Below are 26,249 nucleotides of genomic sequence, written 5' to 3'. Positions count from 1 at the left end.
ATATTACGAGAGGGATGCTGTAGTGCGAGATGAGTTATCAAAAGAGCAGTTGTTGGCTTTAAAGTATGCTAACTACGATAGCCGAGATGATGAGATTGATTTGAAAGAGTTGTTTTTAACTCTATGGCAAGGCAAATACATTATTATTGCTTGTACGCTTATATGTACTATGATTGCTTCCTATTATGCTTTAAATGCAAAGGTAAAAAACAATTGGCAAGTTGATGCCATTATTACTGTGCCTCAAGTGAGTGAATTTTCTGCTTATCAAAAACTGGTGCAAGATTTTCAGCCTGTATTTGATAGCTACCATCAAAGTGAAGACGCAGATAATGATAGCCTAAGAGAACTACTTGAGCCGCTGAAATTATTTGAGATATTTGTTCGCCAGTATCAGTCGCAAGCTAATAAAAGAGTTTTTATCTATAACGCTGAAGAGTTTCAAAATAAAGTTGTCAGTTTTCAGAGTGATGGGCAGGGTGGTGAGGCAAAGGTGAGAGAGCTTGAGCTTTATAGTAACTGGTCTTCTAGCCTAACTTCGGAGCGCTTGAATGAGAAGTCCAAAGAATACTCACAGATTAGTGACTCTGAGTCTTTCTTGCTTCAGGCAAGAAATTTACTTGAGTTAAAAGAGTATATTTCTTTCGTCGAGCAGCGTTCACAACGTCTTGCACTGGATAACTTAAAAGCCATTATTCTTGCTAAACAAAGTGAACTAACTAAGAAGAAAGAGTTATTGATAGGCTTAGACAAACCTGTTGCTGTAGAAAGCGAAAGTACAATATCAGGCTCAAGTTCAGAGCATCGCTCTATAGTCTCTAGGTTGGCAGAGGTTTCCTCAAAACTAGATTCAATAGAAAGTACAATAATCCCAGATAACTTGGAGTTCTCAACGGTAAGTTTTGTGAAAGAACCAGAGCAGCTGTTAAGTCGTACATATCCTAAGAAGAAGTTAATAGTTGTTCTTGGTGTGTTACTTGGCGGCATGTTGGGTTGTGTAATTGTTTTAATTCGGTTTGCATTTAGAGAAAAATAAATATCTTTTATATTTGTATGATGAAATAAAAAAGCGACCTGAGTCGCTTTTTTATTTGTCTGAATTAATGAGGAATTAATTCAATTAAATAAGAAAACTTCTTATTTAATTTCTACACTAGCCCGGCTGTTACCCGCATCAAAATATTCTTGGAAGACTTTAGGGGTACGGCCACGGCCTGTCCACTCATAGATCTCGCCTTCTTTTTCCAAGCGGTATTTTGGTTCAACCGTTTTGCCTTTCGTTGCGCCTACTTTAGGTGCGGTTAAAGCACTTAGCTCATCCAGCGTTAGGCCACTTTCAGCGATCAAGCGTGAGATCTCTTCTGCACGCGCAGATTTGATACGTTGTTCTTCTTGCTGGGCTTGTTCTTCTTCTTTCGCTTTCTCAAGGGCTTTCGTGAAGCCTGCGATAAGGTTTTCTAGTTGTGCTACGGTTAGTTCTTTCGCCGCTGCGCGCGCTTTTGCTTTGTTGCCAGCTAATTCTAGTAATAAACTCATGGATATCCCCTATTGATCGGTTAAGAGCTGTTAAAATATTATCTTGCACTGAAAAACGAGATCCATCCTGTACACTCAGTGAAAAGTGCTTAAAACTAATTAATGGATGAACAGGTCTACCAAAAAAAAGCGTATGACGGTAATTTCTATAGGAATTGTCTCTATCAATAAACATCATTATAGGTCAAGGTAAGATTTTAGCTGCCTCGAACAGTTTAAAAAGTTTAGAAAGATCAAAGAATAGAAAAACACTTAATGTCTTAGCTTGTGATTCTAATAAAAAAAATCATAACATGCTAATAAAATAGTGATAAAAAACAGAGTGAAAGTGTAAGGAATAAGTAATTTATGGTTTCAATATCAAAAAGCCTTAGTGAAGAGTTTGATATATTAAAAAAGTATGTAGATAACATTATATCCTTATTCGAAGATGGCGCTACAGTGCCTTTCATTGCTCGTTATCGAAAAGAAAGCAGTGGAGGGATGAGTGATTTAGATTTACGTTTATTTCATGAACGCTGGCAATATCTGACAGAGCTAGAGAAGCGTAAAGTAACAATATTAGGCCAATTAGACGTCATAGATAATGTACCAATTGACGTTAAGCAAAAAGTTCGTCATGCAATCTCGAAAGTAGAGCTAGAAGACCTTTATTCACCTTATAAAAAAACACGTAAAAATAAAGCGGATGAGGCCATTAAGAACGGTTTACAGCCTTTGGCTATTGAAGTCTGGTTCGGAGAAACCTCGCCACATCCAGTGTCAATTGCCCAGTGGTGTCAGCGAAAAAATATTAAGATAAATGCAGAGTCGGCTTTAGAAGGCGTTGAGTCTATTTACACGCAGGCGTTGTTAGAAGACAGTGAAGTTTTAAAGCATGGCAGAGAGTTATTTTTAAAACAGGGGCATATATCCAGTCGAGTATTAAGAGGGAAAAGCAGTGCCGCTGAGAAGTTTAGAGATTACTTCGAATTTGATGAAAAAGTGAGCAAAATTCCTCCGCATCGTTTATTGGCTCTGTTTAGAGGGAAAAAAGAAAACTTACTAAAACTTGTAATATCCTTGCCGAATAATGACGTGTTTCCTAGTGCACTTTATCTACCAAGTTTAAATACTATTTTACAGCGAGGCTATGACGCTAAGCCGCTTAGTAACCTGCAGAAAAAATTCTTGGATAATGCTTGGAAGAGTAAATTGCACGCTAAATTAGAAGCAGATGTACTCGCCCTGCTAAAAGAAAGAGCTGAAGAGGGCGCGATTAAGGTTTTTAGCGACAATCTAAAGGATTTGTTAATGGCGGCTCCCGCAGGAGCTTATCGGGTCATTGGTGTGGATCCTGGCTTTCGTAATGGCGTTAAATTAGCAGTGATTGATGCACAAGGTAATCTGCTGGATCATAAAGTAATTTATCCTCACCCTCCGCAAAACCGTTTCAATGAAGCCAGTGAAATATTAAAGCAACTTATTCAGCGCCATCAAGTTCGTTGGGCTGCTATCGGAAATGGAACCGCTTCGAGAGAAAGCGAGAAACTCCTGCGAGACGTGATTAAACAAGGTGATTTAAATTGCCAAGCGGTAGTGGTTAGTGAAGCGGGCGCCTCTGTGTACTCGGCGTCACCAGTAGCTATCGAAGAATTTCCAGAACTCGATGTCACCATACGAGGCGCTGTCTCAATAGCTCGACGGTTTCAAGACCCTTTGGCTGAGCTGGTTAAAATCGACCCACAAGCGATAGGTGTAGGACAATATCAACACGATGTAAAAGCGTCGAATTTAAGTCAAGCCCTAAGCAATGTGGTAGAAGATTGTGTTAACAGTGTAGGAGTAGACTTAAACCTCGCATCCGCTTCATTACTGTCTTATGTGTCTGGGTTAAGTGAGCGACTAGCGCAGAATATATTGGATTATCGGCAACAAAAAGGCCGTATCGAGTCACGTCGAGAGCTGTTAAAAGTAAAAGGTATTGGTGAAAAGTGTTTTGAACAATGCGCGGGCTTTCTACGAATTCTGAATGGTAAAGAAGTCCTAGATCAATCTGGAGTACACCCAGAATCCTATGAGTTAGTGAAATCGATGGCAGCTCGTCTGGGGATGCAAAGTAAGCAACTATTGGCGAATGCTTCGGCTATTGCCCAGCTTAAACAACAAATGCCAGAATTAGCCAGTGAAGGGTTTTTTACGTATCAGGACATACTCGATGAACTCGCTAAACCAGGAAGAGACCCACGACCTGAGTTCCACTATGCTTCTTTCGACCAGCAAGTTCAGTCGATCGAAGACCTGCAACCAGATATGGAATTAGAAGGCGTAGTCACCAACGTAGCCGCTTTTGGTGCCTTTGTTGACCTAGGTGTTCATCAAGATGGACTCATCCATATATCTCAACTTGCAAATCGCTTTGTCAAAGACCCAAGAGATATCGTGCGAGTAGGACAGGTTGTCAAAGTTTCTGTATTAGAAGTAGATGTTCAGCGTAAGCGCATCGCCCTTAAAGCAAATGGTCTATAGAGATACAAGTATCCTATGGAAGCATCGGATGATAATAGTTCTTTTTGAATTCATGATCTCCGCGTCCCAATGTAGGTCCCCCTTTTAGGGGGAAAGTGCCTGAATTCAAACTCTAGGCAATGATGTAATTCGGCTTGGTAGCATGATTTCCGTGTCCCAAGCGTAGGTCCCCCTTTAGGGGGAAAGTGCCTGTATTCAAACCCTAAGCAATGTGTAGTGGCACAGTTTAGCCGCATGATCTCGGCTTTCTGCTGAAACGGTTTCTACAAAAGATGGCTCTTATGAAAACAACGGAGAATTATCACAATAAGTTACGGATGAACGATCCCATCAAGTAAAATTGATGTTTCTGTAAATGACATTCGTATGTGTGTGATCAAATGAAAACTCAGCAGCAAATATGCACCGAAAGTTTTACCATTCCTTACATTTAATCAGGCAATCTTAGAGTAAATTTAAATCAGACAGAGGGCACGGATGCCTTAGCCTCCAGGATGGAGGCTCTGTCGCTTCTTTTCCTTTCTAGAATACCTAATCTTTCTTGTACAGCGAGGCCTATATGCCTTGGACGAACCTTAGAATTGGTCGTCATACGACTTTTCATGGCGAATATTTCATTACCTTCAACACTCAATCCCGTATTAACTATTTTCATGACTATGAACTAGCAATGCTGTTTTGTCGTCAGCTCGCGGGTCATGAAAAGACATGCAATTGCGAATGGTTAACTTGGATGCTTATGCCAGATCATTTTCATGGATTATTAAGGCTAAACTCTTCCTCTATGGAGCTTGCGAAAGTGGTTGCTATATTAAAGGGTAATAGTGCATTAGCGCTTAATAGGAAACTAAATAAAAGTGGAAAGTTTTGGCAAAAATCATTCTACGATAGGGCGTTAAGAGCGGAGGATGATAGAGTAAAGGTCGCAAGGTATATCGTGGCCAACCCAGTTCGAAAAGGTTTGGTGGCAAGCGTAAAACAATACCCGTTTTGGGACTCGGTGTATTTATAAATATAAAATAACTTAGATTATTTCAGGCGTTCCAAGCGTAGGCCCCCCTTTAGGGGGAAAGTGCCTGAATTCAAATCCAAGGTAATCATGTAATTCTGCTTGGTAGCATGATCTCCGTGTCCCGCTAAAGCGGTACCTACAGTGGGGCATCAATATAAATGAGGCAGATTTTGTAGGTCCCCTTTTAGGGGGAAATATCCCTAAATTTAAACCCTAGGCAATGATGTAATCCTGCTTGATAGCATGATTTCCGTGTCCCAAACGTAGGTCCCCCTTTAGGAGGAAAAGTGCCTGAATTCAAATCCTAGGCAATGATGAAATTCCGATTGGTCACATGATTTCCGTGTTCCGCTAAAGCGGTACCTACAATGGAGCATCAATATAAATGAGGTAGATTTTGTAGGTCCTCCTTTAGGGGGAAAAGTGCCGGAATTCAACCTTTAGGCAATAATGTGATTCTGTTGGGTAGCATGATTTCCGTGTCCCGCTAAAGCGGTACCTACAATGGAGCAACAATATAAATGAGGCAGATTTTGTAGGTCCCCCTTTAGGGGGAAATATCCCTGAATTCAAACCCTAAGCAATAATGTAATTCTGCTTGATAGCATGGCTTCCGCTTCCCCGATAGTATCTATAAAAATAACCATTAATTCGATGTGAATGGTGGCTTTTTCGCTCAAATAATCTAAAAATACGATATGTCTATGAGATGTTAATTTCCTAAGGAATCCCTAGTGAAATCCCCAAGAGTCACTTTAGAGCAATGGCGTGTGCTACAAGCGGTTATCGACCGTGGAGGCTTTGCCCAAGCAGCCGATGCATTGCATAAGAGCCAATCATCCGTCAGTTATACCGTATCTAAATTGCAAGAACAGTTGGGTTACCCTCTGCTGTCGATAGAAGGTCGTAAAGCCCAGCTTACCGAACGTGGTGAAGTGTTGCTGAGGCGTTCTCGACACTTGATAAAAGAAGCGGTTGAGCTGGAAGAGTTGGCGCATACTTTGGGCAAGGGTTGGGAGCCAGAGTTAGAAGTGGTGGTCGATCAGATATTCCCAACGCCAGCATTACTGCGAGCCTTAAAGATGTTCGAGCCTCAGAGCCAAGGAACCTTGGTACAACTCAAAGAGATGGTATTAAGCGGCGGTGTTGAAGCGCTAAAAAATGGTCACCCAGACATCGTTTTGTGTTCAATTGTGCCGAAAGGCTATTTGGCAGACCCTATTGTCGCGGTTGAGCTGGTTGCTGTAGCAGGTACTGGGCATGAGCTACTTCAAGAGAATACTCCGATTGATAATGAGCGTTTAAGTCGCGAATTACAGTTAGTTATACGGGATTCGGCCGTTGAAATCTCTCTGGATGCTGGCTGGCTTGGCAGTAATCGCCGTTGGACGGTTTCCAGTGTGCAGTCCGCCTTAGAAATTGTCGAAAGCGGGATTGGTTTTGCTTGGCTGCCAAAAGCGGATATTGGCGAAGCTTTAGAAAAAGGTGTTTTAAAACCTTTACCATTAGTGTCTGGTTCCGAAAAGCGCATTCAAGTGTATGCGATTCTAGGCAAGGGTGAAAGAACCGGGCCAGCGGCTCGATTGCTGGTAGAGTTGTTACAAGTTGAATGTCGGAAGTGCCCAAGCTAAGGCCTCAATTAAGAAATAAAAGTCGCCACCATCCTTGGAGGCGACTTGCTTGGTGGATGAGGGTTTGCAATGTTAATGCAACCTTATTCAGCTTGATAGCTGAATAATTTACCAGGCTGAGATTTGATCCTTCGCTTTATTAAAGGCTTCTGTGCCAGGCTCGCCCATTGATTGGCCGCCTGCTGTAGCGACATTCTGTACTTTTATCCCCAGGAAGTTTAGGAAAGTCTTAATATACGGTAGCTGATGGTCAACTGGTGTGCCTTCTAAAAAGCTGCCACTCGCAGTGAATACATAAGCATCTTTGTCTAGTAAGCCTACTGGGCCTGTTTCCGTATATTTAAAAGTCCGTCCTGCGCGAGAGATATGGTCAAAGTAAGCCTTTAGAGTAGAAGGTATGCTGAAGTTATAAATAGGGGCCGAAATGACCAGCACATCTACTTTTTCTAACTCTTCAATTAATTCTTCACCGACCGCCACAATCGCTTGTTGCTCCGCTGAACGTTCTTCTTCAGAGGTAAATAATGCCGCTAATGTCTGGCTAGTGAAGTGTGGTAACGGTTGGGCGTTTACATCTCGCTTTAACACCTTGCCATTCAGGTTGTCTGCTAACCATTTACTGATAAAAACATCGGCCAATTGACGAGATTTAGATTGTTCGCCAGCGGCACTAGAATCGATACGAAGTAGAGTAGCCATGTGTCATCCTTTTTAATTAATGAATCAATAGCAACATAGTAGTATCAACAAAAATGATATAAAAACGCAAAAAATCTATACAAATGATCAACTAAATAGATATAAAACCAATGAGTAGACCTCGTTGGTCTGCCTTTAGGCTGACGCGGAATATCATGAACGTAAAAATTTTTATTGATTCACACGTGAATCACCCGTCGGCATAAATGCCGACCTACGGTCCGATTTGAACAGAAACACCCTGCCAATGTATTTATTTTTAACCCTTTTTCCTAAAATATTACGAACAATTACGTTTACCTAAATGAAATAAATTTAACCTCAAGAGGAGGGGGGACTAAAAAGTAACTAGGAGGCGTTATGTCATGGAATAGACTTAAAATAGGAAGAAGTTCAACTTGCAATGGAGAGTATTTTATTACTTTTACCACAGATAAGAGAGAACGATATTTTTTGGAATACGATCTAGCAGTGACTTTTTGTAGGCAAATTGCTATCAACGAGAATGCGTTTAACTGTAACTGGCTTACTTGGGTATTAATGCCAGATCACTTTCATGGACTACTACGTTTAAACACAAAAGAGCATGATCTCGCCAAGGTTGTGGGAGCATTGAAAGGGAGCAGTTCACGAATTATTAATAAGCAATTAAATCGTACCGGCAGGCTGTGGCAGCCAAACTTCTTTGACCGAGCGTTAAGAGTCGAAGAAGATAGGAAGGCAGTGGCGAGATATATTGTATTAAACCCAATACGTAAAGAACTCGTGGTTAGTCTAAAACAATACCCATTTTGGGATTCAATATATCTATAACCAATGCCGCACTTTTGAATCCCATCGTAGGTCTGCCTTCAGGCTGACGAGGAATATCATGAACGTAAAAATGTTTATTGATTCACACGCGAATCATCCGTCGGCATAAATGCCGACCTACGATCTGACGTGGAATATCATAAGCGTAAATATGTTCATGGGTTCATGCGTATCAATTGTCGGTATAGATACCGACCTTGCATTATATTTTTTTTGTCATTTTTTTTGTGACAATTTAACTTGTTCACTTTTGACTAACGCGGTCTAATTAACACAATCAATTTATTACCTAAAATTCCACATTCAAGGATGGCGAATGAATCAAGATGTTGTAATTCTGGCGGCAGGCAAGGGTAGCCGCATGAAATCGGCTTTTTCAAAAGTGCTGCACAAAATCGCGGGCGAGGCCATGGTGCGTCGAGTATTGAGAACCGCTAATGCTTTGTCTGGTGCTAATTTACACCTAATTGTTGGCCATCAGGGCGAGCAAGTTGCTACCGCTTGTCAAGATTTTTCTGCCAATGTAGTGTGGCAAAATGACCCGCAAGGCACGGGTGATGCACTACGTCGTGTCGCGCCGAGCTTACAACCTACCGGTGCAACACTAACGCTTTATGGTGATGTACCGCTTATACGTCAGGCCACACTTGAAAAGATGATGGCTTTATCGACACCAAATACCTTGGTATTGCTCACAATTTCCCTTACTAATCCAACTGGCTACGGCCGTATTGTGCGAAATGCACAGGGGCAGGTGGAAGCGATTGTCGAGCAAAAAGATGCCTCGCCGAAACAACTAGCAATCCAAGAAGTGAATACCGGAATATTGTTAGCACCGAACGAGCACCTGCAAGACTGGTTGGCCGCTCTATCCAATGACAATGCCCAAGGGGAATATTATCTGACGGATATTATTGCCATGGCAGCTCAAGCGGGTGTCGAAATTGTAACGGTACAACCTGAAAACGAAGCAGAAGTGGCTGGTGTGAACGACCGTGTGCAATTGGCAGCTTTAGAGCGTGAACTTCAGTCGCAGCAGGCCATTGGCTTGATGACCAATGGCGCAACCCTATTAGACCCTGCTCGTATTGATGTGCGCGGAGAGCTGACAACAGGGCTGGACGTAGTAATCGATGTTAACTGCATTTTTGAAGGCAAAGTCGTGTTGGGCGATGGCGTACAAGTCGGTGCTAACTGCCACCTTAAAGATTGTACTGTTGGTGATAACACAATTATTAAGAGCAATAGCCTAATCGATGATAGCCGTGTAGGTGAGGGTTGTGACATAGGGCCATTTGCCCGTTTACGCCCCGGCACTGAGCTAGCAAATAAAGCCAAAATTGGCAATTTTGTTGAGACGAAAAAAGCCATTATCGGCGAGGGCAGTAAGGTAAACCATTTAAGTTACATTGGTGATACGGAAATGGGCGCTCATGTGAATGTGGGCGCCGGCACCATTACCTGTAATTACGATGGGGTAAATAAACATCTTACCCAGGTGGCCGATAACGTTTTTATTGGTTCGAACACTTCTTTGGTGGCGCCAGTACAAGTGGCCGAGGGGGCAACCATTGCGGCAGGCTCGACCATCACTAAAGCCGTGGGTGAGAAACAGCTAGCCTTTGCCCGGGCCCGCCAAGCCAATAAAGACAACTGGCCACGCCCAACCAAAAAATAACCTGATTTAACGTTAAAGATTTATAAGGCTGTGTGGCGAAAGCGTCGACATAGGCAGAGGGAAGAGATATGTGTGGAATAGTAGGTGCCATAGCGCGTCGTAATGTAGCAAAAATATTAGTGGAAGGACTGAGCCGCCTAGAATACCGTGGTTATGACTCTGCTGGTGTAGCGATTAACAATGAAACTGGCGTATTTGCACACCGTGCTGTGGGCAAGGTGCAAGCGCTTAAAGATAAGTTCGCCGAACAACCGCTGGATGGCAAAATAGGTATTGCTCACACTCGCTGGGCCACCCATGGCAAACCAACGGAAGCTAATGCTCACCCGCACTTTTCTGGTGATGACCTAGCCTTGGTGCACAATGGCATCATTGAGAATCACGAACTATTACGTCGTGAATTACAAGCTAAGGGTTATGAGTTCAAGTCAGAAACCGACACAGAAGTCATTGTTCACCTAATTCACGATACGCTGCAAAGCGAGCCAGATCTATTTAAAGCTGTGCAAGCCAGCTTATTGAAGCTCGAAGGTGCATTTGCCATTGGCGTGGTGCAAAAAGATGACAACGAGCGTTTTATCGCCGCTCGTAAAGGTAGCCCACTGGTGGTGGGCGTTGGCATCGAAGAGAATTTTGTCGCCTCCGATCAGTTAGCACTTTTGCATGTAACAGACCAGTTTATTTTCCTTGAGGAGGGAGACGTAGTCGATGTGAGCCGTGATGCCGTCGTGATTTATGACATAAATGGCGAGGTTCAAGAGCGTCCAATCAGTGTGTTTAATCACAACGTAGATGCCACAGATAAAGGCGAATATCGTCACTACATGATGAAAGAAATCTACGAGCAGCCAAGTGTGATCAGTGCGTGTCTTGAAGGTCGTATTAGTGAGACCAAAGTACTGACCAGTTGCTTTGGGGCTGATTCACAGTTCCTAAAAGACGTAGAAAACATACATATCGTGGCTTGTGGTACCAGTTACCACGCTGGCATGGTGGCGAAATATTGGCTTGAAGATTTAGCGGGCTTACCCTGTACTGTGGAGGTCGCCAGTGAGTATCGTTACCGTAAGGTAGCTGTGCCGAAAAACACCTTGTTTTTAACCCTATCTCAATCAGGGGAAACAGCGGATACCCTAGCGGCATTGCGCATGGCTAAAAAGCTTGGTTACTTGACCACCTTGGCTATCTGTAACGTCCCATCCAGCACTCTAGTGCGTGAGTCAGCACTTACTCTGCTAACCAATGCGGGTACTGAAATTGGCGTAGCATCGACCAAAGCCTTTACCACCCAATTGACGGCGTTATTGATTACCAGTGTGGCAATAGCGGTTGAAAACGGCTTGTCTGCAGAGCGAGAAAAAGAGCTAGTACAAGCGATGCGTTCGCTACCGGCTCATGTGGATGCTGCTTTAAGGCAGGATGGGCACATTAAGAAGTTGGCTGATCGTTTTGCGAATAAGCATAATGCCTTGTTCCTAGGTCGCGGTGCTATGTTCCCGATTGCCCTAGAAGGCTCCTTGAAATTGAAAGAGATCTCTTACATTCATGCCGAAGCCTACCCAGCGGGAGAGCTTAAACACGGTCCGCTAGCACTGGTAGATGAAAGCATGCCGATCATCACCATGGTGCCTCATAACGACATGTTGGATAAATTAAAATCCAACCTGCAGGAAGTGGCGGCTCGTGGTGGCGAATTGTATGTCTTCGCGGACAAAGACACCCAGCTGGATAATGAAGAACATATTACCTTCACAGAAGTGCCTAAGGTCGAAAGCATTCTTGAGCCTATCGTACACACCATTCCACTACAGCTACTTTCTTACCATGTTGCCGTGGTGAAAGGTACCGATGTAGACCAACCGAGAAACCTAGCAAAGTCCGTAACGGTCGAATAAGCCAACATTTGTGGGTCGGCCTTCAGGCCGACAATTGATTCGTATGAATCCATGAACATTTTTACATTCATGGTATTCCGCGTCAGCCTGAAGGCTGACCTACGAGGGCAGTGTTTCGTGCCGTAGGTCGGCATTTATGCCGACAAATTGAACAGAACCATTCCGAGTCGCTATAAAGTATGTTCCATAGTCGACCTTCTGGCCGACTATGGAACTCGACTCTGTTATTTTTTGGGTTCCCAATTATTCAGGACATCTTTACGCATTTGAGATTTTTCAGCAGCCGTCGCGCCCCAGTTTCCTTGGTACACTTTGCCTTCCCAGTCACCATAAGATGGGTTTGGTAGTACGATAAATTTTGTACCAAACAAGTCTTTGTTTTTCTCAACCGCAGCGTAGCTTTGTTCGAGAGTTTTTACGTGGAAGTCGCTTGAGAAGTCATTTAGATTATCACCGACAAATAAGGCAATGTCATAGTTTTCAGCAATGGTTTCACGGCGAGGTTCTTTGTTGCTGGTAGAGGTTCTTAGCATCAGGTGCGCATCGTCAACGTTTGGAAAACCAAGTTCGATTAGGTTCTTGCGAGTGCCTTCTAAACCAACAATTTTGCGGTTCGTTACGTAGAATACTTCGCCACCATTGTCTGCCACGTAGTTTAGGAAGTCTTTTGCGCCGGGCATGGCTTTGGCTTCACTTGCTTCCATCCACTTCGCCCACGTTTTGCTGGAGTAGCCGAAGTCTTTACCGATTAGCCATGTTTGGTAAGCGCTGTTGTCGATAACGGCTTCATCAGCATCGACAACCACGGCAATTTTTTTATTGCCTGTGTAAGAGTTGGAAAAAGTATCGAACTGTATTTTTGCAAGGTTAAAGGCTTGGTAAGACAAGGCCTTAAACTCGCCAGATGCTTGCATCCACGTTGCGGCGAGAACGGATTGCTCATTTAAATCTTTATAGGTGTACTCGGCTTCATGAGCCTGTACAGATAAGGAAAAGCTACCCGCTAGAAACACGGCGGATAATGTAAGAGTGCGAAGAGAGGAACGAAGCATTGCAGAACTCCTATTGTATGGAAATTAGTTTGTAAAATGTGACGCGTATAAAACCGTAAGAGATACGACCGATAATAAGTGTGAGGCATGATCAGAAATCACGAAGTGACTTCAGCCTAAAGCGTTGCTAGTTGTACCCATTCGGGTTTTTTATCTGCCAATTCCATGCATCTAAGCACATATCTTCTAATGTTTGGCTAGCTTCCCACCCTAATTGGTCTTTTGCCTTGCTTGGGTTGGCATAAGCGGTTGCTAAATCACCACTGCGGCGCGCGACAATTTCGTACGGGATTGTTTTTTTACAGGCCTTTTCGAATGCATTGATCACTTCTAAAACGCTAGAGCCTCGACCTGTACCAAGATTGTAAGCTTCAATGGAGGTTGTCGGTTGATTCTCAAGTTTTTCTATTGCTTTAATGTGTCCAAACGCTAAATCAACGACATGGATGTAATCACGAACGCCAGTACCGTCTACTGTATCGTAATCATCACCGAAAACTCTCAGCTTTTCTAATTTCCCAACGGCAACCTGGGATACGTAGGGCATCAAGTTATTTGGTATGTCATTAGGGTCTTCACCAATGAGTCCACTTTTATGTGCACCGACGGGATTAAAGTAACGTAAAAGGGAAATATTCCAGCGGTTATCCGCTTTGTAAGCATCTTGTAGAAATTGCTCCGTTATGACTTTTGTCTGCCCATATGGGTTAGTAGCAGAAAGTAAAGAGTCTTCGGTATAAGGTGATGTGTTGATATCTCCATATACCGTAGCGGATGAGCTAAAGACTAAATTAAATACATTGGCTTTTTGCATGACCTCTAGCAATATCAAGGTGCCAGTTAGGTTGTTATGGTAATACGTTAAAGGAATTTGTGTTGATTCACCAACTGCTTTCAATCCTGCAAAGTGGATCACAGCGTCGATTTTATGGTTAGCAAAGATTTTTTCCAAACCTAATTTATCCAAAAGGTCGGTATTGTAAAAAACAGTATTTTTTCCTGTGATTGCTTTTACCCGTGCTAAAGACTCTTGACTCGAATTACATAAGTTATCAACGACAATAACATTGTAATTTTTCTCTAATAGTTCTACACAAGTATGGCTACCAATATAGCCGGTGCCGCCTGTAACTAGGATTGTTTGCATCGTATGACTCCTTATAGATGTGGGCATAATACCATGCAATAAATGCTAGATTCGAGTAACTATTTTTGTTTGGTTTTGAGTGAAGCTTTGTGAACAGCTAATTAAGCACTAGGCAATGATGTTGCCCTGTTTGGCAACATCATTGCCGCGTCCTTTTGTAGGTCCCCCTTTAGGGGGAAGGGTGCCTAAATTAAAGCCCTAGGAAATAATGTTACCCTGTTTGGCAACATCATTTCCGCCTGCGGCTAAAGCCGCACCTACGAGGGACGGTACCCGTATTGCATAATTTTCGCCCCTATATGTAGATACCATCTTTAGAGGGAAAAGGTATTGAATTTAATGAATCGGTTTATACACGCCGCTTAATACCGCCTGCGTTTTGCCGTAAATGATTTTGGTAAGCACGAGAAACAATTCACCTGTGGCAATAGAGTCTGATAATGCATTGTGGGCTAGGTAGGGCGGGAGTTTATGACGCTCACGAACCGAGGCTAATTGAAAATCGCCACTGGCGGCATCGTTTTTATTGCGTAGCAAGGATTTCTCAATCACTAGAGTGTCGAGCCAGATCAATGGTAATGGCGGTAATCCATAGCGGCGTTTCACGTAGGCATCAATAAAATTTTTTTCAACCACTGTGCCATGGGCAATGAGTATCTTGCCTTTCATGGCGCGAAACAGGGCCTCCATTGCGTCATCAAAGGGCTGACCAGAGGAGAGCATTTCCGGCACTATGTGGTTAATGACTGCGGCTTCTGCTTTGACGTATTTATCAGCCTGCACGTAGGTGTGCACCGATGTGCTAATGTCTACCCGCATTTCTTTGATGGACAAGTAACCAATGCTCAATATTCTATCCGTCTTTGGGTCTAGCCCTGTGGTTTCTAAGTCAAACACCAAGAATTCTAAATCTTTTAACTTAGCTTCAGGTGACGGGTAAGGTTTACTGAGTAAATCGGCTATGTGCTCAGGCAAGTTGCCTTCCGCTAGTCGAGCTAAGCGTTTTTTTTCTAATTGAGTGATGGGGTGAAATCGATTCAATAGGCGCTTCACGGCATTTATACTCCACTGAACTTAAGTTTGGCTGCATCTTGCAGGTTCGAAATGATTCGAAAAGCGTCTTTAAGATGAGCTCGTTCGAAGCTACCAAAGAAATGTGGATCAATGTTATTGCCCGCCACTTCGCCATTTTTTAAGGCTTCTAGCTGGTGGAGAAAGCGTAATTGGTTGATGAAACGATAGGCTCCAGTAATATTCTTAAAAGCGTCTTCGCTTAACACCCCTTTTTTGAAAGCCTGTTTGAAACGCTCTTCCGTGTTGGTAGACGTACAGTCGACAGACAAGCCATAAATACGTGCAAGATCAACCACTAGGGTGATGGCATAGCGCTTAATGTTGAGTGTGTTGCTGTTTTCGCCACCCTTTTCTAATACCAAGCTGTTAAAAATACCTAGGGGGGGATTCACCGAAACGGCATCGCTAATTAAGGTGGATAAGAAATTACGATTTTGCCCTATGAGCTTATATAAGTGCTTCTGCAGTTTGTCGTTAAATTCTGCTTCACCGTAAATGCTACGGGTTTCTAAGAATACGCTGGTATTAAGTAGGGTTTCATGGTCTGGCACCGTGACCCATTTTGTGTAGTAGCGCTTCCAAGTACTCAGTTTTTGTAGCCATTTTGGATTAGCCGCCATAAAATTACCGGGGCAGAGCATAAAGCCGCACTGGCCTAGTGAACCACACACAAAGTTGGCCATGCGTTTGAAATACTTCATGTCTTCTTCTGTGGCATTGTCCTCAACGATCAAGGCACTGTCTTGGTCGGAAGATATGTGTACTTCATTTCGAGCATGAGACCCGGCCACGATCCAGGCAAACTTACAGGGCGCTTTGCCAAATTTGTCTTCTGCGATCTGTATTAACCGACGATTGTAGGCGTCGTATATCATCGCCATGACTTGGCCGATGATTTCAGAGCTCACCTTGCCTTCGACCATGGCTTCAAAAATTGCTTGACGTTCTTGGGTTAAATCCGCAAGACCTTTGATCGTGTTGGTGTGTTTGATGGTGTCGATTAAGAAAATCGCTTGGATACGGTTTTTCTGCACCATGTGTGTGGTGGTCAGTAGACCATGAACCTTATGGCCACTCACCACGGGTAAACTGCGGATGTTGTTTTGCATCATTAGAGCCGCAGCGGTGAGTACCAAATCGTTAGGGCCAATAGTGAGTGGGAATTTTGTCATGACTTCACTAATGGGATTGTCGGTACTCACGCCATCGGCGATGACGCGTTTGGTCATGTCTCGGTCAGTAATAACGCCGACAATTCTGCCCTTGTTTTTCACTACTGCTGTAGAAATGCGCAGCACGTTTCGCATCTCGTGGGCGACTTGTTTGATGGTCATATCGGATGTGACAACCGCAGGAAAACTGGTGGCCACCTCGGAGACTTTTTTTACAAAAATGCCTTTATCATTGTCGGACCAGACGACATTTAAAGCGTTTTGTAAGCGTATCTGAGCTTGAGAGGCAAAATGTTCTGCATATTGTGGGTGCTCTTTTAATAAGGCATGTAAGTCAGTGTGAGGAATTAGATACAGAAGAGTCGATTCTGCCGCAATGGCGACACTGTACTCATTTTCGCCTCCGGCTTTATCTTCTAAGAAGGTGAACCCAAATAAATCTTGTGGACCTAGCTTGGCGCGCAACACACCATTGGCTTTGCGCTGCTCCATGACTCCGGTTCGAATAACGTATAGAAAACGGCGTGTATCATCCGGGTGGAAGTCAATCTGCTCGCCACGGCTTAAATAGGTAATGCTGACGCAGCCTGCTAGCTGGCGCTGTAATTCAGGAGGGAGCTTGTCAAAAGGGTCAATATGAGAGATAAATTCGAGGATATTAGGCAATAATGATTGAACCATTGGGCGTCCCTAAAGAGTAATGATGTATTCGCAATGTTAGTATTTTTATTTGTAATACAATATAGCGGATTCACCAAAAACAGCCAACCCAAATCTAGCCCAGCACTCGTGGGTCGGCCTTCAGGCCGACAAATCATAATTCAAATTTTTCACGACGGAATAATTGCATCAATACCATCGAATTCTTGATGAATTAACGCCTGTAACGTTCGCTTGGCCTGCTCATCTCCATGGACGATATGAATCCTTTGCGGCTTCACTCGCATGCGTTTTATGAAATTTAATAAATCTCTTTGCCCTGCATGGGCTGAATAGCCGCTAATCTGCTGAACGTTGGCGTTTATTTCATAGGCTTGATCGTCAAACATCACATAACCGTTTGGCTTGCTGTGGTAACGCAATATATCTCTGCCGGGCGTGCCAGCGGCCTGATAACCCACGAAAAGAATGTCGTTCCTACTATCCCCAATAAGAGCTTTAAGATAATTAACGATACGTCCCCCTGCACACATACCTGAGGCGGCAATAACTATTGCTGGACGGGTTTGGCGCTGAAGGTAAGCCACGGTTTGTAAGTGCTCTTGATGGCTATCAATGGTCGTTACTTGCGCAAAGTCTAATGGATGCCGTCCTGAGCGAACCCGGCGTTTGGCTTCTTTATCCCAATACTGAGCTAAAGACTGGTAAACGCTAGTGAAGCGACTGGCCAAAGGCGAATCTATGATGATGTCGATATCTTGCCAGTTCAGGTTTTTGCCTGATCGAGTTCGGCTGATAGCTTTGTTTTGGTTCAGGTGAATAATATGCTCAAGCTCATAAAGCAGCTCTTGAGTACGACCAATGCTAAAGGAGGGAATCAGCACAGTAGCGGAATCTTGCAATGCATGTTCAATGGTCTTTTGTAACTTGTGTCGTCTGGTCGACCTATTCTCATGATTTTTATCCCCATAAGTGCTCTCTATTACTAATTGATCGGCCCGATAGGGCGGCTTTGGCGAGCAAAGCAAAGGCGAGTAGGGCGCGCCTAAATCCCCTGAAAACAGCACATCATGATCGCGTTTACCTTGTGCTTTGAGTTCGTCATTGCTAACACGAAACACACCATAGGCTGAACCTAAAATATGCCCTGCTTGGCCTAATTTTAGTTTGACTGTGCTAGTGGCTTTATTCGGAAGCGGTATGCACTGCCATTCACCATATTCAATAGGAAGTAGCTGTGAGGCTAAACGCTGTAAGCAGGCTTTTATAATGCTGGCATTACGAGTGACGCCAACCTTTAGGGCATCCTCAATCACTAAAGGCAGTAACTCTGCACTGGGATTAGAGCAATAAATCGGCCCTTCAAAACCTGCCGCTAATAAGTAGGGCAAGCGCCCAACATGATCAATATGCACATGAGTGATGAACAGTGCTTGCACGTATCTTATGTCGAACTCTATGGCTAAATGCTTACTGCTAGCGCCTTTGCCTGAGACTTCGGCTCCTTGAAAAAGCCCGCAATCTATAAGAATGGAATGGTCGTCATCAATAAACAACTCATGGCACGAGCCCGTTACCCCTTGCACCGCTCCGTGGTGTTTTACGATTAGCATGCCTACTCCTTTATACAGTTGCTTTTCAAATGAAGTGTAGATGAATTTTGAGGGTAGATAAGTTAATAGCTCTTTTTCGGACTGGTTCTGTTTTGCTTATTTTGAGTGTAACAGCTAAAAATGAGGCTTAGTTGCCTGCGTAAGAAGGATCTAGTATTGAAAACTTTGCAAAGTTATGACATTTCAAAAAATGTGTTAGCATCACTTACTTAATTAACTTCCCTAATTGCAGGTGCAACGGGATATCTTCGCCTCCAGAAGTCTAAAGGTGCTAAGTGCTGATTCCATTTATAGATTTGCTGTTCTTGTTTTTCTTTTCTCTTGCCACGCTCTTTGTTATGCGGAAGTTTGCTAAGAAAGTGGGCTTAGTTGATAAACCAAATGCCCGCAAACTGCATAATGGCACTATTCCTCTTGTTGGTGGAATCAGCATTTGTATCTCACTGCTTTACTTTTTATTTAATAATCAAAATATTCTCCCAAACGCTTTTTTATACGCAATCTGTATATCTATTTTAACCTTCGTAGGTGCCTTGGATGATAAGTTTGATGTGAGTTACAAGTTACGCTTTGCTATTCAGGCAGTTTTGTCTGTGCTTATGATTGTTGTTGGGGGAATAGAGCTAAGAACTGTGGGTGATATTATTGGCTCAGGAGAGATAGTCACCTTTGGTTGGTTTGGTTATGCAATAACCGTTGTAGCAGTAATTGCGTCGATTAACGCCTTTAACATGGTAGATGGCATAGATGGGCTGCTTGGGTTTCTATCTATCGTCACGTTCAGCGGCTTAGCTATTTTGTTGATCCAAGATGGCCAATTTAATATTGCTTATCTCTGCATGGTCATCGTAACAATTACTTTACCTTACATCTTATTAAACCTAGGTGTATTTGGGAAAAAGCGAAAAGTGTTTATGGGGGATGCTGGCAGCATGTTAATCGGATTTACTGTGATTTGGTTTTTACTGCAGTCTAGCCAAAATGAGACTTCACCACCATTAAGGCCAGTGACAGCGCTTTGGTTAATTGCTGTCCCATTAATGGACATGGCGGCAATTATGATTCGCCGTATTCAAAAAGGGTATTCACCTTTTAAACCAGATCGAGAGCATTTGCACCATATTTTTCAGCGGTTAGGCTTAAATAATACACAAATACTTATTGTAATCACCATGATTTCCACGGCTTTCGCAGCGGCTGGCGTTTTATCAGAGATGTTAAACGTACCTGAATACATTATGTTTTATTTGTTTGTAACGTGTTTTTTATTGTACTGCTTATTTCTGAATTATATTTCTAAAAAACAGTCAAACCGATAATGTAGCTATAAGTCACGCTGACTTTTAGTTAATCTTCTATAACCAAGGGCAGTAGCTGTGGGCAGGGCTTAGAGCAGTAAATTGCCCCTTCAAAGGTTAGGCAAAAGATAAGGCAAGCGCCTAGCGCGCTCGATGCGTACACGACTGTTGAATAGAGCTTGTACACAAAAAAGCTCAAACCCAATCTCTAAGTGTTTGCCCCCTTGACTTGAAACCTCGGCTTCAAGAAAAAGCTCAGCCTATTAAGAGGGAATGATCGTCATCAATAAACAACCCATGGTAAAAACCTGTTACACATAGTATTACAACGTGGTGTTATATGGTTAGCATAAACTAGGAAGCCCATTCCTTGTGTTAGTTGGTTGTGAAATAACTATAGGAGTGAGTGAGAAAGTGGAAAAACGTCCTTCTTCTTTGCTTATTTATTTTGGCTCGTTTATTATTGTTCAACAGTTGAACGCTGATGGATGACTACCTCTTACCGATAGGAATATTGCATCCCCCCTAAAGTATGTTAACCGAAGAAAATAGACTGAAAATATTGAAACTTCTAGAGGCTCAGCCTCACCTAAGTCAGAGAAAGATAGCCTTGGAGCTAAATATTAGCCTTGGTAAGGTGAATTTCTGTGTTCGGGCTCTTATTGATAAGGGGCTAATCAAAGCTGAGAATTTTCAAAAAAGTCCTAATAAAACTGGCTATTTATATTTATTAACCCCAAAGGGGGTTGAGGACAAAATCACTTTAACTCATAGTTTTCTGCAGAGGAAGCTTAAAGAGTACGAGGCACTTGAAAAAGAAATTGAACAGCTGCGTAAAGATGCTTCGCTTTAGAGATTGCTATTAAAAGGTATGGAAATGTTAAAAAATACAGAAAAGAAAAAAGCTTTAATTACAGGTGTAACTGGACAAGATGGCTCTTATTTAGCGGAGTTTCTATTGGAAAAGGGTTATGAAGTTCATGGTATAAAGCGCCGAGCCTCGTCTTTAAATACAGAACGAGTTGATCATATTTATCAAGATAACCATGAGAAAGACCAAAGCTTTTTCCTTCACTATGGTGACCTGACAGACTCATCAAACCTCACTCGTATTATTAAAGATATTCAACCTGACGAAGTTTATAATCTGGGAGCTCAGTCTCATGTGGCTGTATCTTTTGAGTCACCTGAGTACACTGCGGATGTCGATGCAATTGGCACCTTACGGTTATTAGAAGCAATTCGCTTTTTGGGCTTAGAGAAGACAACTAAGTTTTACCAAGCGTCTACTTCCGAGTTGTATGGTGAAGTACAAGAAATTCCGCAAAAAGAAACCACGCCATTCCACCCACGCTCACCATATGCTGTTGCTAAAATGTACGCCTATTGGATAGTTGTGAATTACCGCGAGTCCTATGGAATGTATGCCTGTAATGGTATTTTGTTTAACCATGAGTCGCCCCGTCGTGGCGAGACATTTGTGACACGCAAAATCACTAGGGCTTTAGCGAACATTTCACAAGGGCTAGAGCCTTGTTTATATCTTGGTAACATGGATGCGCTTCGAGACTGGGGCCATGCTAAAGATTATGTGCGAATGCAGTGGATGATGCTTCAACAAGAAGTCGCCGATGACTTTGTTATTGCCACTGGTAAGCAAATTAGTGTACGAGAGTTTGTCAAATTGTCTGCTAAAGAGCTAGGAGTCGAGCTTGAGTTTACTGGGGGCGGTCTCGAAGAGATTGGAACAGTAAAATCTATTCAAGGTAACAATGCCCCAGCTTTAAGTGTTGGTGATGTCATAGTTCGAGTAGATCCACGTTACTTCCGCCCAGCTGAGGTGGAAACATTGCTTGGTGATCCATCAAAAGCAAAAGAAAAGCTAGGTTGGACACCACAGATTACGGTAGAAGAAATGTGCTCAGAAATGGTTGCCAATGACCTGCAAAAAGCTAAACAGCATGCATTGTTAAAAAAGCATGGCTTTGATGTGTCTGTATCGATTGAGAATGCTTAAAGGTGATTAGATCTATGAAGAAGCAACGCATTTATGTGGCTGGTCATAACGGCATGGTGGGGTCTGCAATTGTTAGGCAGCTAGAAATAGATCCGTCTGTTGAGTTGATTTTACGCTCAAGAAGAGAGTTAGATTTGACGAATCAGCAAGCAGTGCAAGACTTCTTTGCTGAGCAAGCAATTAATCAAGTGTATCTAGCCGCAGCAAAAGTAGGTGGCATACATGCGAATAATACATACCCCGCCGAGTTTATTTACGACAATCTCATGATAGAGGCTAACATTATTCATGCAGCTCATAAGAACAATGTACAGAAGCTTCTTTTTTTAGGGTCTTCTTGTATTTACCCTAAACTTGCTGAGCAGCCGATGCGCGAAGATGCCTTGCTAACTGAAACGTTAGAGCCAACGAACGAGCCCTATGCAATTGCAAAAATTGCAGGTATTAAGCTATGTGAAAGCTATAACCGCCAATACGGCCGAGACTACCGCAGTGTGATGCCAACCAATCTATATGGTCCCAATGACAATTTTCATCCCGAAAATAGCCATGTAATACCGGCGTTAATCCGTCGCTTTCATGAAGCAAAAATAAGCGGTGACGAAGAGGTTATTGCATGGGGTAGTGGCAAGCCGATGCGTGAGTTTTTATACGTAGATGATATGGCTGAAGCTTGTATCCATGTAATGAGTCTTGATAAGAATATTTATGACGACAACACCGAACCAATGTTAAGTCATATTAACGTAGGAAGTGGTGTTGATTGTACGATTAAAGAATTGACTGAGGCAGTTGTTAAAGTGGTAGGTTACCAAGGGGAGGTTAAGTTTGATTCATCCAAGCCTGATGGTGCATCGAGGAAATTGATGAATATTGAGAGGCTAGCTCGGTTAGGTTGGAGGGCTAATATAGACTTACATGAAGGCTTAAGGGAAAGTTATCAGTGGTTCCTAGATAACCAAATGAAATTTAGAGTTTGATGTGGTTAAGTAAAATATCAAAACAAATAATTGGTTATTTTCATAAGGTAAATAAAACCAAGACTATGATTTTAAAGGAAATGTTAGTCAGAGTGTTGACGTTAAAGGAACATCAAGGTTTTTTGAAATATTTGAAAAATACAAGTTGGATGATGGCTGAGCAATTTTTACGTATGATTGCTGGTCTATTTGTAGCGTTTTGGGTTGCTCGTTATTTGGGGCCGGAGCAATTTGGGGTTTTCAGTTATACCCTGGCTTTTACTGCGATTTTTTCAGGTGTCGCTAAGCTTGGGCTGGACGGAATAATGGTGAGGGAGCTTGTTAATTTCCCCGAAAAATATGATGTGTATCTTGGTACCGCTTTTTGGTTAAAAGTAATTGGGGCTATTTTGGTAATCGGAGTGGTGACCCTAATTGTACCATTTACTTCTAATGATGTTGAAACGAATGTTTTTATTTTCATTATAGTGATGGGGTTAGTTTTTCAAAGTTTTGAGGTTATTGAATTTTACTTTCAATCGCAGGTACTAGCGAAGGTAGTTTCTATTTGTAAAATTATACAGCTGGTACTTTCATCGTTAGTTAAAATCTATTTAGTCCTTGCAAAAGCAGAATTGATTTGGTTCGTATTTGTTGCAACATTTGATGTAATGACATTGGCGGTCAGTTATTTTATTGTTTATAGACTAAAAGAAAAAAAATCTTTTTATAAAGAATTTGACGTTAGTATTGCTAGGCTTTTATTAAAAGATTCATGGCCACTAATTTTTTCTTCTATCGTTGTGACTATCTATATGCGGATTGATCAGATTATGATTAAGGAAATGCTGGGAGAGTATGACGTAGGTATATACTCTTCAGCAGTTCGATTAAGTGAAGTTTTTTATTTTATTCCTATGATAATTTCTACATCATTGTTTCCCGCAATAATTAAGGCAAAAAAACAAGGTGAAAGACATTACAAAAAGAGACTACAGCAACTTTATACTTTTATGGTTTGGGTGGCAATAGCCATAGCGACCCCAATAACTTTTATAGCTGATTGGCTGATTGTTTGTCTTTTTGGTAGTGCTTATTTAGAAGCAGGTTTAGTGCTTAGTATTCATATATGGGCAGCCATATTTGTTTTTTTAGGGGTGCCATTTTCTAAATATTTACTCTCTGAGAATCTGTCTAAGCTCGCTTTTCAAAGAACCTTGTTAGGTGCAATTATCAATATAATATTGAATTTTTTCTTGATACCAATGTATGGCGTTTTAGGTGCTGCAGTAGCAACTTTAATTTCTCAGTTTGTAGCGAATTATGTGTACGATTTTTTTGATGCACGATTAAAATCCCAACTAATAATCAAAACTAAATCCATTTTTATGCCGTGGGATTGTTTTTAAACTTTTTATACGAATAAAGTCTTAAATTTTTGGAGATTAAATGAAAATCGTAGTTGCTGGTACGGGTTATGTTGGCTTATCTCTTGCTGTGCTTTTGGCGCAGAGTCATGAAGTTATTGCTTTGGATGTGATTCCTGAAAAAATAACACTTTTGAACAATAGGCAATCCCCAGTTCACGATGCTGAAATTCAAGATTTTCTTGAAAATAAACCCTTAAATTTGGTTGCCACGTTAGATAAACATCTAGCATACCAAGGTGCAGATTATGTCATTATTGCTACACCAACGGATTATGATAGTGAAACCCAATACTTTAATACTAAGTCGATAGAGTCAGTTATTGAGGATGTGTTATCGATTAACCCTAAAGCTATGATGGTTATTAAATCGACTGTTCCTGTTGGTTATGTAGAGAAGGTAAAAACTAAGTTTTGCGTTGATAATATTATTTTCTCGCCCGAGTTCCTTCGAGAAGGTAAGGCACTTTATGACAATCTATACCCTTCTCGTATTATCGTTGGAGAAGTTTCTGAACGAGCGAGAATTTTTGCAGACCTGCTTGTTGATGGAGCGATTAAAAAAGATATTCCTGTGTTGCTTACAAACGCAACAGAAGCTGAAGCAGTAAAACTGTTCGCTAATACCTATTTGGCTATGCGTGTAGCTTTCATCAATGAGTTAGATACATACGCCGAAGTACATGGTTTAGAGCCACAACAAATTATAGAGGGTATTAGTCTAGACCCTCGAATTGGTGGGCATTATAACAACCCATCTTTTGGATATGGTGGTTACTGTTTACCAAAAGATACGAAGCAGCTGCTGGCTAATTTTGATATGGTGCCTCAATCATTGATTGGTGCAATTGTCAAATCAAACGATACACGTATGGATTTTATTGAGCATCAAGTTCTTAATAAACAGCCTAAAATAGTAGGTGTTTATCGTTTAATTATGAAAATCGATTCTGATAACTTCCGCGCCAGTGCCATACAGGGAATAATGTACCGTTTGCAAAGTAAAGGTATTGAGTTGGTAATTTATGAACCTGAGTTCCAAGGCTCCGAATTTCATGATGCTAAAGTGTTTAAATCTTTAGATCAATTTAAAGAAGAGAGTGATGTCATTATTGCCAATAGAATGAGCAATGAATTACTAAGTGTAGTAGAAAAAGTGTACACACGTGACCTTTTTGCTAAGGATTAAAGATGAGAGATAAACAATTATTAGTGACAGGCGGTGCTGGATTCGTAGGAAGCCACTTATGTGAGCGCTTAGTTAAAATGGGGTATGATGTGTACTCACTAGATAATTACTTTACAGGAAGTGAGGGAAATCATGTGGCTGGTGTGACTTATATTCGTGGTGAAACGAAAGACATTGAAAATCTTGTCGACTTTAAGCCTGACATGGTATATCACCTTGGTGAATATTCGCGTGTAGAGCAGAGCTTCGATGATATTGAGAAGGTATGGAAATACAACAAAGAAGGCACTTTTGCCGTATTAGAGTTTGTCCGAAAGGCCGGTTGTAAGATTTTGTATGCTGGTAGTAGTACCAAGTTTGGTGACGGTGGGCTTGGGCGTAGTGCATCTCCTTATGCTTGGACAAAAGCGACAAATACAGAATTAGTTATGAATTATGCCAATTGGTTCAATGTACCTTATGCAATTACTTATTTTTATAACGTTTATGGTGAACGTGAAATTCAAACTGGCAGGTATGCTACATTAATAGCACTTTTTAAAGAAAAAATGAAAAAGGGAGAGCCTCTGGCAGTAGTAAGTCCTGGCACTCAAAGACGTAATTTTACTCATATTGATGACATAATTGATGGTTTGGTATTGGTGGGAGAATGCGGCTATGGTGATGAGTTTGGTATTGGCTGTGAAGATGGTTTTAGTATTATAGATGTTGCTAATATGTTCGGCGGGCATATTGAAATGCTTCCTGAACGCAAGGGAAACAGAATGGCTGCAGATGTTATTGCGGACAAAACAAAAGCATTAGGCTGGACTTCTAAGCGTAAACTCACAGATTATATTGAATCTCTTAGATTGAATGACTGGAAATAA

Annotated in this window: 21 protein-coding genes; 14 read left to right on the top strand and 7 right to left on the bottom strand. The window is 42.0% G+C overall.

All coding sequences use genetic code 11. The features are described from left to right. The first annotated feature begins 22 nt into the window (after positions 1-22). Positions 23-1,036, top strand: coding sequence for a Wzz/FepE/Etk N-terminal domain-containing protein (locus ABJF92_RS13915; protein WP_446816389.1), 1,014 nt, complete (start codon positions 23-25; stop codon positions 1,034-1,036). A gap of 101 nt (positions 1,037-1,137) precedes the next feature. On the opposite strand, the gene ABJF92_RS13910 is transcribed toward ABJF92_RS13915, so the two are convergent. Further along, complete coding sequence (locus tag ABJF92_RS13910) at positions 1,138-1,536, bottom strand: H-NS histone family protein (protein ID WP_446816388.1); 399 nt, start codon at positions 1,534-1,536, stop codon at positions 1,138-1,140. A 348-nt stretch (positions 1,537-1,884) separates the two neighbouring features. Here ABJF92_RS13910 and ABJF92_RS13905 point away from each other — a divergent pair, with 348 nt between their 5' ends. The 3 genes from ABJF92_RS13905 (at position 1,885) to ABJF92_RS13895 (ending at position 6,687) form a co-directional block, all read left to right on the top strand. Beyond that, positions 1,885-4,044 carry a Tex family protein gene (locus ABJF92_RS13905; RefSeq protein ID WP_446816387.1) on the top strand — a complete coding sequence of 720 codons (2,160 nt, stop codon included), beginning with the start codon at positions 1,885-1,887 and terminating at the stop codon, positions 4,042-4,044. A gap of 559 nt (positions 4,045-4,603) precedes the next feature. Beyond that, positions 4,604-5,056, top strand: coding sequence for an REP-associated tyrosine transposase (locus ABJF92_RS13900; protein ID WP_446816386.1), 453 nt, complete (start codon positions 4,604-4,606; stop codon positions 5,054-5,056). Between the two features lie 734 nt (positions 5,057-5,790). Then, on the top strand, positions 5,791-6,687 hold the full coding sequence (locus ABJF92_RS13895; protein ID WP_446816385.1) for a LysR family transcriptional regulator: 897 nt from the start codon (positions 5,791-5,793) through the stop codon (positions 6,685-6,687). 108 nt (positions 6,688-6,795) lie between these two features. Here ABJF92_RS13895 and ABJF92_RS13890 read toward each other — a convergent pair whose 3' ends face one another. Beyond that, positions 6,796-7,386 (bottom strand): FMN-dependent NADH-azoreductase, encoded by a 591-nt coding sequence (locus ABJF92_RS13890; RefSeq protein ID WP_446816384.1) that lies wholly within the window; start codon positions 7,384-7,386, stop codon positions 6,796-6,798. Between the two features lie 360 nt (positions 7,387-7,746). Here ABJF92_RS13890 and ABJF92_RS13885 point away from each other — a divergent pair, with 360 nt between their 5' ends. The 3 genes from ABJF92_RS13885 (at position 7,747) to glmS (ending at position 11,772) form a co-directional block, all read left to right on the top strand. Continuing rightward, a complete protein-coding gene (locus ABJF92_RS13885; protein WP_446816383.1) occupies positions 7,747-8,199 on the top strand; it encodes an REP-associated tyrosine transposase in 453 nt (150 codons plus the stop codon). A 316-nt stretch (positions 8,200-8,515) separates the two neighbouring features. Further along, positions 8,516-9,877 (top strand): bifunctional UDP-N-acetylglucosamine diphosphorylase/glucosamine-1-phosphate N-acetyltransferase GlmU, encoded by a 1,362-nt coding sequence (glmU, locus tag ABJF92_RS13880; protein ID WP_446816382.1) that lies wholly within the window; start codon positions 8,516-8,518, stop codon positions 9,875-9,877. A gap of 68 nt (positions 9,878-9,945) precedes the next feature. Then, positions 9,946-11,772 (top strand): glutamine--fructose-6-phosphate transaminase (isomerizing), encoded by a 1,827-nt coding sequence (glmS, locus tag ABJF92_RS13875; protein WP_446816381.1) that lies wholly within the window; start codon positions 9,946-9,948, stop codon positions 11,770-11,772. 224 nt (positions 11,773-11,996) lie between these two features. Here the strand turns inward: glmS and ABJF92_RS13870 are convergent, their stop codons facing one another. From ABJF92_RS13870 to ABJF92_RS13850, 5 genes are all read right to left on the bottom strand, one after another. Continuing rightward, complete coding sequence (locus tag ABJF92_RS13870) at positions 11,997-12,824, bottom strand: 5'-nucleotidase, lipoprotein e(P4) family (protein ID WP_446816380.1); 828 nt, start codon at positions 12,822-12,824, stop codon at positions 11,997-11,999. 127 nt (positions 12,825-12,951) lie between these two features. Continuing rightward, positions 12,952-13,971 carry a UDP-glucose 4-epimerase GalE gene (galE, locus tag ABJF92_RS13865; protein ID WP_446816379.1) on the bottom strand — a complete coding sequence of 340 codons (1,020 nt, stop codon included), beginning with the start codon at positions 13,969-13,971 and terminating at the stop codon, positions 12,952-12,954. A gap of 336 nt (positions 13,972-14,307) precedes the next feature. Further along, complete coding sequence (locus ABJF92_RS13860) at positions 14,308-15,024, bottom strand: 3'-5' exonuclease (RefSeq protein WP_446816378.1); 717 nt, start codon at positions 15,022-15,024, stop codon at positions 14,308-14,310. A gap of 5 nt (positions 15,025-15,029) precedes the next feature. Next, positions 15,030-16,898: a DUF294 nucleotidyltransferase-like domain-containing protein gene (locus ABJF92_RS13855; RefSeq protein ID WP_446816377.1), complete on the bottom strand. Its 1,869-nt coding sequence runs from the start codon at positions 16,896-16,898 to the stop codon at positions 15,030-15,032. A 149-nt stretch (positions 16,899-17,047) separates the two neighbouring features. Continuing rightward, complete coding sequence (locus ABJF92_RS13850; RefSeq protein WP_446816376.1) at positions 17,048-18,490, bottom strand: MBL fold metallo-hydrolase RNA specificity domain-containing protein; 1,443 nt, start codon at positions 18,488-18,490, stop codon at positions 17,048-17,050. Positions 18,491-18,765: 275 nt separating this feature from the next. On the opposite strand from ABJF92_RS13850, the gene wecA reads away from it, so the two are divergent. The 7 genes from wecA (at position 18,766) to ABJF92_RS13815 (ending at position 26,249) form a co-directional block, all read left to right on the top strand. Further along, positions 18,766-19,809 (top strand): UDP-N-acetylglucosamine--undecaprenyl-phosphate N-acetylglucosaminephosphotransferase, encoded by a 1,044-nt coding sequence (gene wecA / locus ABJF92_RS13845; RefSeq protein ID WP_446816375.1) that lies wholly within the window; start codon positions 18,766-18,768, stop codon positions 19,807-19,809. Between the two features lie 511 nt (positions 19,810-20,320). After that, positions 20,321-20,641 carry a MarR family EPS-associated transcriptional regulator gene (locus tag ABJF92_RS13840; RefSeq protein WP_446816374.1) on the top strand — a complete coding sequence of 107 codons (321 nt, stop codon included), beginning with the start codon at positions 20,321-20,323 and terminating at the stop codon, positions 20,639-20,641. Between the two features lie 24 nt (positions 20,642-20,665). Then, positions 20,666-21,805 (top strand): GDP-mannose 4,6-dehydratase, encoded by a 1,140-nt coding sequence (gmd, locus tag ABJF92_RS13835; protein ID WP_446816373.1) that lies wholly within the window; start codon positions 20,666-20,668, stop codon positions 21,803-21,805. Between the two features lie 14 nt (positions 21,806-21,819). After that, complete coding sequence (gene fcl, locus ABJF92_RS13830; protein ID WP_446816372.1) at positions 21,820-22,785, top strand: GDP-L-fucose synthase; 966 nt, start codon at positions 21,820-21,822, stop codon at positions 22,783-22,785. Beyond that, positions 22,785-24,173 carry a flippase gene (locus ABJF92_RS13825; protein ID WP_446816371.1) on the top strand — a complete coding sequence of 463 codons (1,389 nt, stop codon included), beginning with the start codon at positions 22,785-22,787 and terminating at the stop codon, positions 24,171-24,173. Before fcl ends, ABJF92_RS13825 begins: the two co-directional genes overlap by 1 nt. A 40-nt stretch (positions 24,174-24,213) precedes the next feature. Further along, on the top strand, positions 24,214-25,380 hold the full coding sequence (locus ABJF92_RS13820) for a nucleotide sugar dehydrogenase (protein ID WP_446816370.1): 1,167 nt from the start codon (positions 24,214-24,216) through the stop codon (positions 25,378-25,380). Between the two features lie 2 nt (positions 25,381-25,382). Next, a complete protein-coding gene (locus ABJF92_RS13815) occupies positions 25,383-26,249 on the top strand; it encodes an NAD-dependent epimerase/dehydratase family protein (RefSeq protein ID WP_446816369.1) in 867 nt (288 codons plus the stop codon).

The organism is Marinomonas sp., from assembly GCF_039940335.1.
Lineage (GTDB): Bacteria > Pseudomonadota > Gammaproteobacteria > Pseudomonadales > Marinomonadaceae > Marinomonas.
This window is presented reverse-complemented; position numbering and strand designations above follow the sequence as displayed.

What these genes read in the sequence shown, in the direction of transcription:
- ABJF92_RS13910 (WP_446816388.1), bottom strand. Translation starts at nt 1,536, where the DNA reads ATGAGTTTATTACTAGAATTAGCTGGCAACAAAGCAAAAGCGCGCGCA.
- ABJF92_RS13840 (WP_446816374.1), top strand. Translation starts at nt 20,321, where the DNA reads ATGTTAACCGAAGAAAATAGACTGAAAATATTGAAACTTCTAGAGGCT.
- ABJF92_RS13825 (WP_446816371.1), top strand. Translation starts at nt 22,785, where the DNA reads ATGTGGTTAAGTAAAATATCAAAACAAATAATTGGTTATTTTCATAAG.
- ABJF92_RS13900 (WP_446816386.1), top strand. Translation starts at nt 4,604, where the DNA reads ATGCCTTGGACGAACCTTAGAATTGGTCGTCATACGACTTTTCATGGC.
- ABJF92_RS13850 (WP_446816376.1), bottom strand. Translation starts at nt 18,490, where the DNA reads ATGCTAATCGTAAAACACCACGGAGCGGTGCAAGGGGTAACGGGCTCG.
- glmU (WP_446816382.1), top strand. Translation starts at nt 8,516, where the DNA reads ATGAATCAAGATGTTGTAATTCTGGCGGCAGGCAAGGGTAGCCGCATG.
- galE (WP_446816379.1), bottom strand. Translation starts at nt 13,971, where the DNA reads ATGCAAACAATCCTAGTTACAGGCGGCACCGGCTATATTGGTAGCCAT.
- glmS (WP_446816381.1), top strand. Translation starts at nt 9,946, where the DNA reads ATGTGTGGAATAGTAGGTGCCATAGCGCGTCGTAATGTAGCAAAAATA.
- ABJF92_RS13820 (WP_446816370.1), top strand. Translation starts at nt 24,214, where the DNA reads ATGAAAATCGTAGTTGCTGGTACGGGTTATGTTGGCTTATCTCTTGCT.
- ABJF92_RS13885 (WP_446816383.1), top strand. Translation starts at nt 7,747, where the DNA reads ATGTCATGGAATAGACTTAAAATAGGAAGAAGTTCAACTTGCAATGGA.
- ABJF92_RS13855 (WP_446816377.1), bottom strand. Translation starts at nt 16,898, where the DNA reads ATGGTTCAATCATTATTGCCTAATATCCTCGAATTTATCTCTCATATT.
- ABJF92_RS13905 (WP_446816387.1), top strand. Translation starts at nt 1,885, where the DNA reads ATGGTTTCAATATCAAAAAGCCTTAGTGAAGAGTTTGATATATTAAAA.
- gmd (WP_446816373.1), top strand. Translation starts at nt 20,666, where the DNA reads ATGTTAAAAAATACAGAAAAGAAAAAAGCTTTAATTACAGGTGTAACT.
- fcl (WP_446816372.1), top strand. Translation starts at nt 21,820, where the DNA reads ATGAAGAAGCAACGCATTTATGTGGCTGGTCATAACGGCATGGTGGGG.
- ABJF92_RS13815 (WP_446816369.1), top strand. Translation starts at nt 25,383, where the DNA reads ATGAGAGATAAACAATTATTAGTGACAGGCGGTGCTGGATTCGTAGGA.
- ABJF92_RS13890 (WP_446816384.1), bottom strand. Translation starts at nt 7,386, where the DNA reads ATGGCTACTCTACTTCGTATCGATTCTAGTGCCGCTGGCGAACAATCT.
- ABJF92_RS13870 (WP_446816380.1), bottom strand. Translation starts at nt 12,824, where the DNA reads ATGCTTCGTTCCTCTCTTCGCACTCTTACATTATCCGCCGTGTTTCTA.